The organism is Streptomyces flavochromogenes, from assembly GCF_000717595.1.
GTDB classification, from domain to species: Bacteria; Actinomycetota; Actinomycetes; order Streptomycetales; family Streptomycetaceae; genus Streptomyces; species Streptomyces flavochromogenes.
In genome coordinates, this window is record NZ_JNZO01000013.1 from 29,141 (window position 1) to 42,300 (window position 13,160).

The 13,160-nt window shown below is 72.0% G+C and carries 17 protein-coding genes and 1 pseudogene; 11 read left to right on the forward strand and 7 right to left on the reverse strand.

Annotated features, from left to right (window positions below):
* Positions 1–226 precede the first annotated feature (226 nt).
* Positions 227–679: an SRPBCC family protein gene (locus IF00_RS0117095; RefSeq protein WP_030318936.1), complete on the forward strand. Its 453-nt coding sequence runs from the start codon at positions 227–229 to the stop codon at positions 677–679.
* Positions 672–2,261 carry a phytoene desaturase family protein gene (locus IF00_RS0117100; protein WP_030318938.1) on the forward strand — a complete coding sequence of 530 codons (1,590 nt, stop codon included), beginning with the start codon at positions 672–674 and terminating at the stop codon, positions 2,259–2,261. Before IF00_RS0117095 ends, IF00_RS0117100 begins: the two co-directional genes overlap by 8 nt.
* Before the next feature lie 68 nt (positions 2,262–2,329).
* On the opposite strand, the gene IF00_RS0117105 is transcribed toward IF00_RS0117100, so the two are convergent.
* Together IF00_RS0117105 and IF00_RS0117110 are read right to left on the reverse strand one after the other, a co-directional pair.
* A complete protein-coding gene (locus IF00_RS0117105) occupies positions 2,330–3,082 on the reverse strand; it encodes a VOC family protein (RefSeq protein WP_037638425.1) in 753 nt (250 codons plus the stop codon).
* Positions 3,083–3,263: 181 nt separating this feature from the next.
* The gene (locus IF00_RS0117110) at positions 3,264–3,818 is read right to left on the reverse strand and encodes a cysteine hydrolase family protein (protein ID WP_030318941.1); all 555 of its coding nucleotides are present in this window, start codon (positions 3,816–3,818) and stop codon (positions 3,264–3,266) included.
* A 312-nt stretch (positions 3,819–4,130) separates the two neighbouring features.
* Between IF00_RS0117110 and IF00_RS0117115 the strand changes: the two genes are divergently transcribed.
* The 3 genes from IF00_RS0117115 to IF00_RS0117125 all read left to right on the forward strand — a co-directional run bounded on the left by IF00_RS0117115 (position 4,131) and on the right by IF00_RS0117125 (position 6,415).
* Positions 4,131–5,087: a TIGR03557 family F420-dependent LLM class oxidoreductase gene (locus IF00_RS0117115; RefSeq protein WP_030318943.1), complete on the forward strand. Its 957-nt coding sequence runs from the start codon at positions 4,131–4,133 to the stop codon at positions 5,085–5,087.
* A 90-nt stretch (positions 5,088–5,177) separates the two neighbouring features.
* Positions 5,178–5,726 carry a DUF5709 domain-containing protein gene (locus IF00_RS41295; RefSeq protein ID WP_209439771.1) on the forward strand — a complete coding sequence of 183 codons (549 nt, stop codon included), beginning with the start codon at positions 5,178–5,180 and terminating at the stop codon, positions 5,724–5,726.
* A gap of 161 nt (positions 5,727–5,887) precedes the next feature.
* The gene (locus IF00_RS0117125; protein ID WP_037638428.1) at positions 5,888–6,415 is read left to right on the forward strand and encodes a hypothetical protein; all 528 of its coding nucleotides are present in this window, start codon (positions 5,888–5,890) and stop codon (positions 6,413–6,415) included.
* 69 nt (positions 6,416–6,484) lie between these two features.
* On the opposite strand, the gene IF00_RS0117130 is transcribed toward IF00_RS0117125, so the two are convergent.
* From IF00_RS0117130 to IF00_RS0117145, 4 genes are all read right to left on the reverse strand, one after another.
* Positions 6,485–7,051: a type 1 glutamine amidotransferase domain-containing protein gene (locus tag IF00_RS0117130; protein WP_030318950.1), complete on the reverse strand. Its 567-nt coding sequence runs from the start codon at positions 7,049–7,051 to the stop codon at positions 6,485–6,487.
* Positions 7,052–7,060: 9 nt separating this feature from the next.
* Positions 7,061–7,567, reverse strand: coding sequence for a Ku protein (locus tag IF00_RS48230; protein WP_466728711.1), 507 nt, complete (start codon positions 7,565–7,567; stop codon positions 7,061–7,063).
* A gap of 141 nt (positions 7,568–7,708) precedes the next feature.
* Entirely contained in the window at positions 7,709–8,089 is a 381-nt protein-coding gene (locus IF00_RS0117140; protein WP_030318954.1) for a nuclear transport factor 2 family protein, read from the reverse strand.
* A gap of 123 nt (positions 8,090–8,212) precedes the next feature.
* Positions 8,213–8,368 carry a hypothetical protein gene (locus IF00_RS0117145; RefSeq protein ID WP_030318955.1) on the reverse strand — a complete coding sequence of 52 codons (156 nt, stop codon included), beginning with the start codon at positions 8,366–8,368 and terminating at the stop codon, positions 8,213–8,215.
* 450 nt (positions 8,369–8,818) lie between these two features.
* Here IF00_RS0117145 and IF00_RS45645 point away from each other — a divergent pair, with 450 nt between their 5' ends.
* The 4 genes and pseudogenes from IF00_RS45645 (at position 8,819) to IF00_RS0117165 (ending at position 11,043) form a co-directional block, all read left to right on the forward strand.
* On the forward strand, positions 8,819–9,187 hold the full coding sequence (locus tag IF00_RS45645; protein WP_030318957.1) for a hypothetical protein: 369 nt from the start codon (positions 8,819–8,821) through the stop codon (positions 9,185–9,187).
* A gap of 38 nt (positions 9,188–9,225) precedes the next feature.
* Positions 9,226–9,717 (forward strand): hypothetical protein, encoded by a 492-nt coding sequence (locus tag IF00_RS42675; RefSeq protein WP_106975822.1) that lies wholly within the window; start codon positions 9,226–9,228, stop codon positions 9,715–9,717.
* Between the two features lie 153 nt (positions 9,718–9,870).
* Positions 9,871–10,341, forward strand: a pseudogene (locus tag IF00_RS0117160) (SRPBCC family protein); the annotation flags it as partial.
* Between the two features lie 489 nt (positions 10,342–10,830).
* A complete protein-coding gene (locus IF00_RS0117165) occupies positions 10,831–11,043 on the forward strand; it encodes a hypothetical protein (protein WP_030318961.1) in 213 nt (70 codons plus the stop codon).
* An 85-nt stretch (positions 11,044–11,128) separates the two neighbouring features.
* Here IF00_RS0117165 and IF00_RS0117170 read toward each other — a convergent pair whose 3' ends face one another.
* Positions 11,129–11,488 carry a hypothetical protein gene (locus IF00_RS0117170; RefSeq protein WP_030318963.1) on the reverse strand — a complete coding sequence of 120 codons (360 nt, stop codon included), beginning with the start codon at positions 11,486–11,488 and terminating at the stop codon, positions 11,129–11,131.
* A gap of 178 nt (positions 11,489–11,666) precedes the next feature.
* Between IF00_RS0117170 and IF00_RS0117175 the strand changes: the two genes are divergently transcribed.
* On the forward strand, positions 11,667–11,858 hold the full coding sequence (locus IF00_RS0117175) for a hypothetical protein (protein WP_030318964.1): 192 nt from the start codon (positions 11,667–11,669) through the stop codon (positions 11,856–11,858).
* Positions 11,859–11,962: 104 nt separating this feature from the next.
* Positions 11,963–13,144, forward strand: a complete 1,182-nt coding sequence (locus IF00_RS0117180; RefSeq protein ID WP_078944716.1) for a YihY/virulence factor BrkB family protein — start codon at positions 11,963–11,965, stop codon at positions 13,142–13,144.
* Positions 13,145–13,160: the final 16 nt, after the last annotated feature.

Genomic DNA, 13,160 nt, shown 5'->3' on the forward strand with positions numbered 1-13,160 from the left:
TCGCGGCGGTGCGCACGCCGACCGTGCCGGTTCGCCCAGCACCGCACCCGCGGCTTCACACAGCGCCGCCGCGGAGCCGGTCGGTGCTCCTGTCCGGAGCGGAAGGGGCCTCGCGCACGGACAGGGGGCCCTCCTCATGCGTTGCACGCCGACGGTGACGAAGGCCGACGGCGACGAAGGCGCCTAGGCTGGAACGAGCGGCCTCCCCGGCAGAAGGACTTGTCCCATGGCTGTCCGACACCAGTTGATCCGACGTTCCCCTCGGGCGGTGTGGGCGGTCCTCGCGGATCCGGACGCGTACGGAGAGTGGGTGGTGGGGCCCTCCGAGTCCGCGCCCCTCGACGGCGCTTGGCCCGGGGTCGGCTCGCGGCTCCGCTACGCCGTCCGCGTCGGCCCCTGGTCGCTCGACGGCGTCACCACCGTCCGGCACACCGAGCCCGGCCGGGAGCTGGAGCTGGAGGCCTCCTTCAAGGCCCTCGGTACGGCCCGGATCTTCCTCCAGCTCCGGCCGTGGGGCGAGGAGACCCTCGTCGTCTGCGACGAGCACCCGCTGCGCGGCATCGGCGGCACCCTCCACAACCCCGCCACGGAAGCACTGCTCCAGCTCCGCCACCGCGGCATGCTGGCCCGCCTGGCCAAGGTCGTGGAAGTCAGGCACGGCAAGGTGCGCCATGCCTGACGCGGTCGTGATCGGCGCGGGCCCCAACGGGCTGGTGGCCGCGAACCTGCTGGCGGACGCCGCCTGGAGCGTGGAGGTCCTGGAGGCGCAGGAGGTACCCGGCGGGGCGGTACGCAGCGACCGCGGTGTCCATCCGGACTACGTCTCGGACCTCTTCAGCGCGTTCTACCCGCTCGCCGCCGCCTCCCCGGTCCTCGCCCGCCTCGACCTCGCCGCCGAGGGCCTGCGGTGGAGCCACGCCCCGCGCGTGTTGGCCCACCCCCTGCTGGACGGCAGGTGCGCGGTGCTCGAACGCCGCGTGCGGGACACGGCATCCGGACTGGCGTCGTTCGCGCCGGGCGACGGAGACGCCTGGCAGGACATGTACACGGTCTGGAGCCGGGTCGGGCCCGATCTCGTCCAGGCCCTGTTCACCCCCTTCCCACCGGTCCGCGCCGGACTCCGCCTGGCCGCGAAGCTCCGGACCACAGGCGGAATCCGGCTGGCCCGGAGCCTCACCCTGCCCGTGCGCCGCCTCGGCGAGGAGGAGTTCGCTGGTGCAGGCGGCCGACTGCTGCTGGCCGGCAACGCCCTCCACGCCGACCTGGCCCCGGAGGCCGCCGGCAGCGGCGGGTTCGGATGGCTGATGTCGATGCTCGGCCAGAGCCACGGGTTCCCGGTCCCCGTCGGCGGGTCCGGTGCCCTGACCGCGGCACTCGTCAGACGCCTCCGGCGCCGTGGAGGAGTGCTGCGGTGCGGGGAGCGTGTCACGTCCGTTGTCGTACGCGGTGACAGAGCCGTGGGTGTCAGGACGGCCGGCGGAGAGACGGTGAGCGCACGCCGGGCCGTCCTCGCCGATACGTCGGCGACCGCCCTCTACCGGGACCTCGTCGGGCAGGACCATCTCCCCTCCCGCCTGCTACGGGACCTGGAACGCTTCCAATGGGACTTCTCGACCTTCAAGGTCGACTGGGCCCTGACCGGCCCGGTGCCGTGGACGGCACAGCAGGCCGCCGGGGCCGGTACCGTCCACGTCGCGGACGGCATCGACGGCCTGACCCGATTCGCCTCACAGATCGCCATGGGCCACGTCCCCGACGCACCCTTCGCCCTCTTCGGGCAGATGACGACAGCGGACGGCAGCCGCTCCCCGGCCGGAACCGAATCCGCATGGGCCTACACCCACCTGCCCCAGCACATCGCCTCGGACGCCGGCCCCGACCACATCACCGGCCGCTGGGACACCCGCGAACAGGAAGCGATGGCCGACCGCATCGAAGCACAGGTGGAACGGTTCGCACCCGGCTTCCGCACACTGATCCGCGCCCGCCGCATCCTCGCCCCCACCACCCTCCAGGCCATGGACGAGAACCTCCACAACGGCGCCATCAACAACGGCACCACCGCCCTCCACCAACAGGCGATCTTCCGTCCCACCCCCGGCACCGGACGTCCGGAGACTCCCGTCAAGGGCCTCTACCTGGCCTCCGCAGCCGCCCACCCGGGCGGCGGCGTACACGGAGCACCCGGCGCGAACGCCGCCCGGGCGGCACTCCGGGCCCAGGGACTCCACACCCTCCTCCACCGCGCCCAACGCATCTGACGACCGGTGCCGGCCTTAACCCACCCGCGGCGGAGGTCAGCGCTGCGCACCTCGCGCGACGAGCCTCGTCAGCTGGAAGCCGGGCCCCTCCCATGAGGGTGGGGTGCCACCACGGTGAAGCGCGCCCCGTCGGGGTCGGCCAGATCGACCCACCGGCTCGCCGTGGACGTACCCACCGGGGAGACGGCTTCGCCGCCCAGTTCCTCGGCGGACGCGATCGTCCCCTCGATGTCCGGTACGGGGAATCGGACGCGCCAGCGCGGCCGGACCTCCGGGTCCGACGCCCCGGCGTCCGCCCCGCCACTGATGCGCGCGACGGTGTCGTGGCCATGGCGCAGGACGACGTGGTCCTGCTCGTTGGACGCCACACACCGGCCCGGTCCTCTCCCCGCCCAGCCGAGGACCTCCCCGTAGAAGGCCGAGGATTCGAAGGCGTCGCGTGTGCGGAGCTCCAGCCAGGCCGGAGCGCTGCCGCTCCCCACCGACCAGTCCGGCACAACGGCCCCCTCCCAGAACCCGAACACCGCTCCGGCGGGATCCGCGGCCAGCCCGGCCCGGCCTGTACCGAAGGTCAGGGGCCCTACGGCCATGGTCGCCCCGCGTTCACAGATCCGCGCGGCCGTCAGGTCCGCGTCGTCGACGGCGAAATACGGGGTCCATGCCACCGGCAGGTCGAGGGGTTCCGCGAGCGCGCCGATCCCCGCGACGGGCGTGCCCTCGTGGAGGGCGACCGCGAAGCGGTCCCCCAGGCCGCTGGCACGGAACCGCCAGCCGAGCACTCCGGCGTAGAAACGCTGCGCGGCAGCCAGCTCCCGGGCCATCAGGCTGACCCAGCACGGGGCGCCCGCGATCTCATGACTCGACGTCGACACAGCCGTCACCCTCGGATCACGCATGCGGGACGGGACACTTCCACCGTAGCCCCGGTACGGGCATCGAGCCGCGCGCACATGAGGCGGGGGGAACGGCGGCCCTCCCGTTCAGCGGGGTCCGGCCCCGGTGTCACTCCGGCCGTCGTGCGCCGAAGGCGATCTCGTCCGCCCGGCAGATCGTCGCGGACATGTTGGTACGCATCATCCGCAGGGCCGCTCCGGCCAGGTCGGCGTCGATGTGCGCGACCGCGTCGGCCGCCACGACCACGTCGAAGTGCCGGATGTGGGCGTCCAGAGCCGAGTACAGCACGCACTGTTCGGTCACCTGTCCGCACAGCACCACGCGCTCGACCTCCAGGCGGCCCAACAAATAGGCCAGCGGGGTCTCGAAGAAGATCGAATGACGCGCCTTGACCACGAAGAGGGAGTCCTCGTCGGGCGCCACCGGCTCCACCAGGTCGCGGTGGCGGCCTTCGAGGGCGACCCTCAGGATCTCTCCGTGGTGAGAGCGCCACTCGCCGAAGTTGTCGTTGACGTAGAGGACGGGCGATTCGTCGGCACGTGCGTGCCGCAGCAACGTCGTGATCCCCGGGAGTGCCTCGCGGACGGACGGCACCAGGGCCTCGGCGTCCTCGTGCGCGTAGGTGTTGAGCATGTCGATCACGATGAGCGCCGTACGAGGCATGAAGCCGCCGCCTCTCCTCACGTGCCCCCTGCCTCCAAGTCTCCGTCATCCGGCGAGGTGGCACCGCTGCGACACGACGGAGCCGGCTCCTGGGCCCAGCCGTCGAACCCGCCCGGCCCTCCGGCAGCGCACCGCTGCCGCGGGGCGCCGCGCGTGTCGGCAGACCTGCCGACGGTCGGCGATGTCCCCGCCGCGCCAGCGCCCCCGACGCCGCCTTCGCCGTCGCGGAGTCTGTCGATCGCTCCTCGGGGGCATTGAGACGCCCTGCCCGGGTAGCCGGACCAAGGGGGCCGACGTGAAGGGAAACGCGGCATGACGTCCTTCGGCTACTTCCTGTCCTGCGAGGAGTTCACCCCGGACCAGCTGCTGCGCCAGGCACGCCTGGCGGCGGACGCGGGCTTCACCCGCCTGGCCGTATCCGACCACTTTCACCCATGGACGAACGCCCAGGGCAGCAGCCCCTTCGTCTGGTCGATGATCGGTGCCCTGTCCCAGACAGTGGAGCTGCCCGTCACCACGCTCGTGACCTGCCCCACGGTGCGGCTGCACCCGGCGGTGACCGCCCAGGCCGCGGCGACCTCCAGTGTGCTGCTGGGCGGTCGGTTCACTCTGGGCGTGGGCACCGGGGAGGCTCTCAACGAGCACGTGCTCGGTGACCGATGGCCCGCGTTCGACGAGCGTGCGGACATGCTGGAAGAGGCGGTGGAGGTGATGCGGGAGCTGTTCACCGGCCGGGATGTCAGCCGTCGGGGCCGCCACTACACGGTGGACAACGCCCGCCTCTACACCGTTCCTGCGGCGCCGCCCGCGATTCTCGTCTCCGGCTTCGGCCCCAAGGCCGCCGCACTCGCGGGACGCATCGGGGACGGTTTCGTCACCATGGGCCCCGACGAGGAGGCCCTCGCGTCGTTCCGCGAGGCAGGCGGGGAGGGCAAGCCCGTCGTCGGCGGCCTGAAGGTCTGCTGGGACCAGGAACGGGACGTCGCCGTCGACACGGCGCACCGCATGTGGCCGACCGAGCAGCTGCCCGGCGAGCTGAACCAGATCCTCCCCACTCCCGCCCACTTCGAGCAGGCCACCGAGCTCGTCACACGACACCAGGTGGCCGACTCCGTACCGTGCGGCCCTGACGTCGAGGAGCACGTCGATGCCGTTCGCGCGTACGTGGACGCCGGATTCGACGAGGTGTACGTCGGCCAGATCGGACAGGATCAGGAGCAGTTCTTCACCGCCTACCGCGAGAAGGTGCTGCCCGCGCTCGGTGGCTGAGCAGTACTCCGCGTCCGCCACGGGGCCCCACGAAGCGGGGAGGGCACCACCCTCGGCCGCCTCGACGGCGCCACAGCGAAAGGGAAGGCCATGGCCAGCGACGAGTCCCACGCCACCACCGGCAGCGACGAGCCGGGCGGGAACGGTGCCCGCGGTGACGACGTGTATCAGCCCGCCGGTTCCGACGGGGCGGAACCCTCCGGCGATCTCGACCCCGACAACGCGCTCATGACGGATCCGATCGACGACATGGCGGTACCCGGCTACTCCCCGCCCGAGCGCCCTCGGGGCGTCGATCGGCACGGCACCACCCACCGGGAACAGCAGGAGGGTGAAACGCTCGACCAGCGTCTCGCGCAGGAGATCCCCGACCCTGCGGAAGGGCCGCCGCCGGAAGACGACGGCATCGGGGACCTCCCGGGCGGCGCCGGAGAGCCCATCGACGAGCAGGCGGGCGCCACCCGCGCCGGACGGCTCGCGCCGGTCGACACGGCGGCCGGGCACGATGATCACGCCGTCGCCCGGGACGTGGGACTGGACGACGGAGCCGCGCCCGCCGAGGAGGCCGCGATGCACGTCGACACGGGGGTGGACGAGAACAGCGAAGAGCCGACGACATCCGACCACGAGCCTGGGTAGCCGGGGCTCGGGGTCGCCGCTCGCTGCCGGAGCACGCCGTGGTCCGCTGCCGGCGACCACGGCCCTCGCGGAAGGCGGAAGGTGATCGCATGCCCGGGCCCGCCACGGCGGCGGGGTGGCAGCGCCCCGCCACGAACCGATCTCACGGAGGCACCGCCCTCATGACCATCCGCCCGCAGTTCCTCGGCATCTACCTCAACGACCATCTGGCCGGCGCAGCAGCCGGAGTCGAGCTGTTCCGCCGCGCGGCCCGGGCCCACCGGGGAACGGCGTTCGGCCCACCCCTGGCATCCATGGCCCTGGAAGTCAGCCAGGACCGCGAGAGCCTCCTCCGCATCATGGCCGCCCTCGACCTCCCCGTGAAGCGACACCGCGTGGTGCTCGGCCGGCTCGCCGAGAAGGCCGGCCGGCTCAAGCTCAACGGGCGCGTCCTCTCCCGCTCACCGCTGAGTGACGTTCTCGAACTGGAGGCCATGCGCCTGGGCGTCGAAGGCAAGGCCTGCGCCTGGCGCTGTCTCGAAGCCCTGGCCGACACCGACGCACGCATCGACGTCGCACACGTTCGGGAACTGCTGGGGCGTGCGGAACGGCAGATCCACGTCCTGGACACGCTGCGCGTGGAGCGAGCGGCACAGGTCTTCACCGCCGACGGGGCGGACGCCGACAGCGACCGGCCCAACCGCCGCTGACGGCGGCGTCCTCGCGGTGGTCGCGCTCGCCGTCTCGGCGTCGCCGAGCGGTTCCGCCGGTCGACCGAGTCAGTCCCGGTCTCCGCCGGCACCGAGGGCGTCGACGATCGCCGAGGCGAAGGCGTCGAGGTCTCCGGGCCTGCGGGAGGTGATGAGGGGATGCCTTCCGGAGGTGTCCACGACGACCTCCCGGTCCAGCCAGGTGGCGCCCGCGTTCTCGAGGTCGGGGCGGAGCGAGGGGTACGACGTGAGCTCACGGCCCCCGGCGAGCCCGCTGTCCACGAGAAGCCAGGGTCCGTGGCAGATGGCGGCAACCGGCTTGCCGGCCTGGGCGAAGGCCGAGAGGAGACGCCGTGCGTCCGCGTCGGTCCGCAACCGGTCGGCGTTCACGGTGCCGCCGGGCACGACCACCGCGGCGAACCGGTCCGCCGTCGCCTTCGTCAGAGTCGTGTCCGGCGGGACGACGGCGCCCGGCTTGCGGTCCGAGACGACGGTGTGGACCGCCTCGTCCTTCTGTGCGGCGATGGTGACGTGGGCGCCGGCCTTCCTCAGGTCGGCGGCCGGCTTCATCAACTCGTCCTGCTCCGTGCCGTAGTTCGTCGTGAGGATCAGTACGTTCTTGCCTTCGAGTGACACGATTTCTCCCTATCGGGTGTCAGGCTTCGTACGGTCGGCTTCTTCCCGTCGGCTTCCTTCGGTCGACCTCCTTCGGTCGTCCGTGGGGCCGGCGGTCGGCGAGTCTCGGCGTGCGCTACCACGTGCGCGAGCCTGGTCGTGTACTCGGCCGTGTCGGGGCAGCGGGGGCCCGGCGGCCGGGCGCTTCAGGCGGCGAGGGCCTCGATCAGCTCGTCGCGCGTCATGGTGGAGCGGCCCCGGACCTCGGCCTCGGGCGATCTCGTCGAGCTCGACGAACCCGGTGATCTCCAGCGCCTTCGAACGCCCGGGGGCGACGTCCGCCAGCTCCTGGCGCTCCACGAGCACGTACTCGCCCCCGGTGTCGAACCCCTTGACGATGTCGTCGAGGGCGACTTCCTCGCCGGTCCGTTCGTTCACCCGCCGGTTGCGGACGCGGTCCGAGGTGCCGCGCTCCAGCTGGTGGAAGTGGAAGGTGTGACTTTCCGTAGCCGTGTAGATCCCGACCGGCAGACTCACCAGTCCGAACGTCAGACTCCCTGACCACACCGGCCGCGCCATGACCACCACCTGCCTCACCGAAGTCCCGGCTTCCGGCGGGAACTCGACAGCCGCACCGCACCCTCGGAGCGAGACGCGTCGACGGGCCCGAGATCCCGCTCAGAACATGGTGTTGTCGTTCTCGGACGTGGAGGGGACGACCTGGAGGACGTCCCAGTGCTCGACGATCCTTCCGTCGGCGTCGAAACGGAAGATGTCGATCCCGGCGTACTCCTCGTCGGGCCAGGTCTGATGACAGTGCAGGACGACGTGGTCGCCGTCGGCGAAGGCACGCCTGTACTCGACGCGCTTGCCCGGGTACTCGGCGGCCATGCGCTCGAAATAGTCGATGAACGCCTGCTTGCCGTCGCCGACGTGCGGGTTGTGCTGGATGTAGGTGTCGCCGACGTACTGGTCGATGGCTTCGGCCGGGCGGCACTCGTTGAACATCAGGTCGTAGAACGCCGTGGCCGTGGCCTTGTTCTTCTCCGGGTCGCTCATGAGGCCACCGTAGGTCCGACAGCCGGGCGCGGCACGGTGAGCGCGTCGCCCGGCGTCGAACGATGGTGGGCTGCTGCATCGGGTCGATGTCCTTCGATCAGTGCGGCCGCATTCGGCTCCAGGTCACCATCGGTACCAGCGACCGTCGCCGCTCCTCATCAGGAACCCCAGCACCCACAACACGAGTACGGCGATGGCGATGTACCACAGGACTTCGAGCGCGAAGCCGGCACCGACGAGGATGAGAATCACCAACAGGACGAGGAGCAGGGGAACCATGACGTCGCCTCCGAATGCCGCCGGGGCCGTCGGGCCATCCTCAGCACGGCCTCCGTTGCCTGGCGGTTGCCCGTTCCCGACCATGTCATGCGTCCGTCGTACCCGGCATGCCCGTAGCGCCGGTTCGCTCCGCCCGCGCGGGGGCCGAGCGAACCGGGGCGGCGCAGCGCGGAGGGCGAGGGGGCGAGCAAGGAACCGCGCGTCCGACGGTTGTGGGACCGAGCAGCGGGCATGCGCCCCGGGGGAAGCGCTCGCCACGACCCGTACGAGGTGACCGGCCATGACTACAGCTCGCGACCTCGTGCCCCTCGGACCCGACCTGCGTCCACCGGGCCAGGATCGTCGTGGACGCCGCACGCACGATGGCCGCCTTCGGTCTCGGAACACCCCGCCCCGGGAAGTCCTGGCTCCCGTCGCCGACGACGGACGCATGCGCTGGATGCCCCCGCCATGACCAGGAACCGGCGCCCCGCGTCTGCCCGGCCGACACCGACGGAACTCCCGCCCTGCCGGGCGGAGGACGGCGGAGCGCACGTCGTCCGGGAAGCCTCGTCCGAGTCCGGCACCGTCGTGCTGGCCCTGAGCGGCTCGTTCGGCGTCAGCACCGTGTCCTGCCTGCATGAGGCCCTCGCCTGCGGACGGGCACGCTTCGCCTGGTCACCGTCGTCCCGAACCGTGCCGGCGTCGGACTCGCCTGACGCGAGCCCCAGCGCGGTCGTCGCAAGCCGGAACCAGCACCAGCACCAGCACCAGCACCAGCACCAGCACCAGCACCAGCACCAGCACCAGCAGAGCCTCGCACCCACCTCGCGGAGTTGATTCCCATGCCGGCCGCCACGCGTGCATCCCGGTCCTCCATGCCGGCCCCCGCCCCTGAGGACGGCAGTGGAATCGCCACGCGAGCCGTCGAACTGACGGAGCTGGCGTTCGTCTCCGACGAGCTGGGGACGTTCACGGTGCCCCTCGATGGCGAGGCTGCCGGCCTCTCCCACGAATTGCCGGAGGGCGCGGTGGTCAGCATCGCGCTCACCTTCCGGCTGGGCGCGGACACCGACGGACTGGTCTTCGAAACCGTCAGGGTCGGGCAGGGCGAGGAGCCCGTGGCTCGGCGGGCCGCCTTGGGCGGCTTCCGCGCCGGAGGCCCGTACGAGATCCGCCTTCCGCCCGAACGGCTGCCCCTCGGGCGCGCCCACTGCGGCACGTACGACATGACGGCGCGCCTGAGCGACGTCGCGGGGATCGAGCACGCCCAGGTGAAGCACCGCTTCACACTCGTCCGCCGACTGCCCGACGCAGCGATCGAGGCACCCGACGGCCACGCGGCCCGGACGCCGCAGGGTGACGGGTGACGAACGCCCGAAGGGGGCGCGAAGCGGGACGGCTGCGCCGAGGCGGAGGGGCCCTTCGCCGGGGATCGAGCGCCCCGCGCGATTGCACTCGGTTTCGTCGGGTACGCGGGGAAAGACCCCGAATCATTCGCGACACAGGCAGGAGGAACCGCCATGAGCATGGTGCAGCAGACGATCGACGTGGACGTTCCTGTACGGAACGCCTACAACCAGTGGACGCAGTTCGAGGAGTTCCCGCGCTTCATGGAGGGCGTCGAGGACGTCACGCAGCTCGACGAGCGACACTGCCACTGGCAGACCAAGATCGCAGGCGTCCGGCGCGAGTTCGACACCGAGATCGTCGACCAGCTGGCCGACGAGCGCATCTCCTGGCGCACGGTCGGCGGCGACGTGAAGCAGAAGGGCGTCGTCACCTTCCAAGGGCTCGACGCTGGTCACACCCGGGTGAGTCTCGCGATGGACGTGGAACCCGACGGCCTGGCCGAGAAGGCGGCCGACGCACTCGGCATCCTGGACCGCCGGGTCAAGGGGGACCTCAAGCGGTTCAAGGGCTTCATCGAGGATCACGGTCACGAGACCGGTGGCTGGCGCGGCCGCGTCCAGCCTTCCGACACCGCCGACGGGCCGCCCCCCGTCACACCGACGCCCTCCGACGCGCCGGTACGCGAGGCCCCGGGGACGCCCGGCGCGCCCGGCCCGGCGAGCACCCCTTCGGAAGCGCAGGAGGCCTGGCCGATGCCGCCGGGCGGCTCCGACGGGCACCGACCGAGCTGACCACCGGCTCGTCGAGCCACTTGACCGCTCTGACCTGAGCTCTGGATCGCGCCGACCGATCGCGGGCCACCGCGGGTACCGCCGCGACCCACCGCTGTGCCGTCGCCGGTGCCGCACCCGCCCGCCCTGATCCCGGGCCACCAGCGGCGCGGCGAGTGCTCAGCAGGCCTGTTCCTCGCCCGCCACGAAGTCTGCCGCCCGCCCCTCGGCATGAGGGGCGGGCGGCAGAGGCCCGTACGCGAGTACCCGCCCGTGGGCCGGCCCGCTCGGCGCCCGTCGGCCCGCCGGTCCGGGGCGGCGGACTCGGCGTTCTCGACCGGTCGGAGGCACCCTGGAGGGGTGGGTACCGCGCCGATCGTCGTCCACCCGCCCTCCCCGACCGGGGGCCGGCGGGTCACCGTGCGGGGCGAGATACTCGGTCTGGCCCACCGCGACGAGGACGTCGTCGAGTTCCTCCGCCGCGCCGGCCTTCCCGGAGCGGAAGACCTGCTCGACGATCCCGCCTGGGTGACGTGGCGAGGCAGCCGCCCCCACTGGTACGAGGCGGCTTGAGCGGGCCACCAGCCGTCACAGGCCAGGCCGCCGTCGTCTGACGGCGGCCTGGCCTGCGGTTCGATCGGCTCTCGCGCGTCCTGCCTTACCTGTGCGCCCACCAGCTGCTCGGCCCCGAACCCCCGGTGAACCGGGAGAGGAGACCGTGGCGACGACGCTCCACCCTCAGCCCGAGGACGTACGCCCCGGTGACAGCGGCTGCCGTGCCTGCGGCGGCGCCGCCTGCGAGGGCCTTGCGGGCGCGTGGGTCGCTCCAGACCCAGCCGCCCCGACCGACGGTGCCCTGTACGGCACGCACGGCCGCCAGCGTCTTCTCGGCCATCGGCGCGGGGAGCGCGGTGAGGGTTCCGGATACCGTCGCGTCGGCGTCGGCCGTCTCCGACCGGGTGGCATGCGCGCCGCCACGAGGTGACTGGTTTTCCTTGCTCGATTCGCTGGCACTCATAGGGTCCGTCTGCCCGACTCCACCGGAGCGAACCCGGTTCGCCGGCACGACTTCCGCCGGTTCCCGGCGGTCGCAGAACCTTCACATCCACGGCCGTGAACCGTCCGTTCGTGCGGGAACGCGGACAGGGAGTGAGGAACAGCGACGAAGCGAGGTTCGGCCGAGAGGAGAAGGGGCCGTGATAGCGGTTGCCGTGTTGCTGCTGCCCGCCATGGGGTTGCTCCTGTTCATGATGGACCGCTTCGAGAACCGGGTGGCGGCCGCGCCGAAGCGGGCGCGGCACGCCAGACAGAGCCACCTGCGGCTGGTCGAGGACCCGGACCCCACTCCGGTCGTCGGACACGAGGCGGGACACGCCGACGCCGCATGAAGAGGCAGGGGCGACTGCAGGCCACGACGGCGGGCCGTGTGTGGCAGGTCGCGGCCCCTCTCCCCCGAGGGCCTGGAGACACGGCACCGGGGTACCCGAACGGCATGGCCGAATCGAATCGATCAGTGCACCAGGGCCGCGCCGAAGAGGCCGCGGCACGCGAAGCGCCGGCCGGAGAGGCATCCGCGCACGGGACGCCGGCCGGCAAGGCACCGGCGCACGAGACGCCGGCCCCCGAAGACGTCGGCCCCGGGCCCGAAGTGGAGCGACGGGCGCCGGGCGCTCCCACGGACCTGCCCCGCCGGTCCTGGCTCGCCGTACTCAAGGGTTCGGTACGGGAGTTCAGGGACGACGAACTGACCGACCGCGCGGCGGCGCTCACGTACTACGGCGTGCTGTCGCTCTTCCCCGCGCTGCTGGTTCTCGTGGCCCTGCTCGGCCTCGGCGGGACGTCGACCACCGAGAAGGTGCTGGACCACGTCGGCGAGCTGACTCCCGGCCCTGCCCGTGACGTGCTGGGCCGTGCGGTGGAAGAGCTGCAGGGCCACTCCGCCACGGGCTCGGCCATGGCCGTCGTCGGGGTGGTGGTCGCCCTGTGGTCGGCGTCCGGATACGTGGGAGCGTTCATGCGCGCGGCCGACCAGGTCTACGACATGCCCGAGGGCCGCCCGGTGTGGAAGCTCCTCCCCCTCAGGGTCGGGATGACGGCCGTGCTGACGGTGCTGGCGGCGCTGAACGCGCTGATCCTGGTGTTCACCGGGTCCGTGGCGCGTCACGCCGGAGCCGCGCTCGGCACCGGTGACACGGCACTGACGGTGTGGTCGTTCGCGAAGTGGCCCGTCCTGGTGGTGCTGGTGTCCTTCACGATCGCGCTGCTGTACGCATCCAGTCCCAACGCCAAGGTCAAGGGCTGGAGATGGATCACTCCCGGCAGCGTCCTGGCGCTGCTGATGTGGACGGGCGCCTCCGCCGGGTTCGCGCTCTACGTCGGCGCCTTCGCCTCCTACAACAAGACCTACGGCACCATGGCCGGCGTCATCGTCTTCCTCGTGTGGCTGTGGATCGGCAACCTCGCGCTGCTCCTCGGCCTGGAGTTCGACGCCGAGGCGGTGCGCCAGCGGGCTGTGCTCGGCGGTATGCCGCCGGACGAGGAGCCGTACACCGAGCCGCGGGACACCCGTGCCTGGGACGCACACGACCTGCGCCGGCTCGAAGGCCCTGATTCCGGCCGGAGACCTCACAGGAGGCCCCACGGGGGCTTGTCCGACCGCCGGGGTGCCGCGTGACGGTGTCTGCACATCG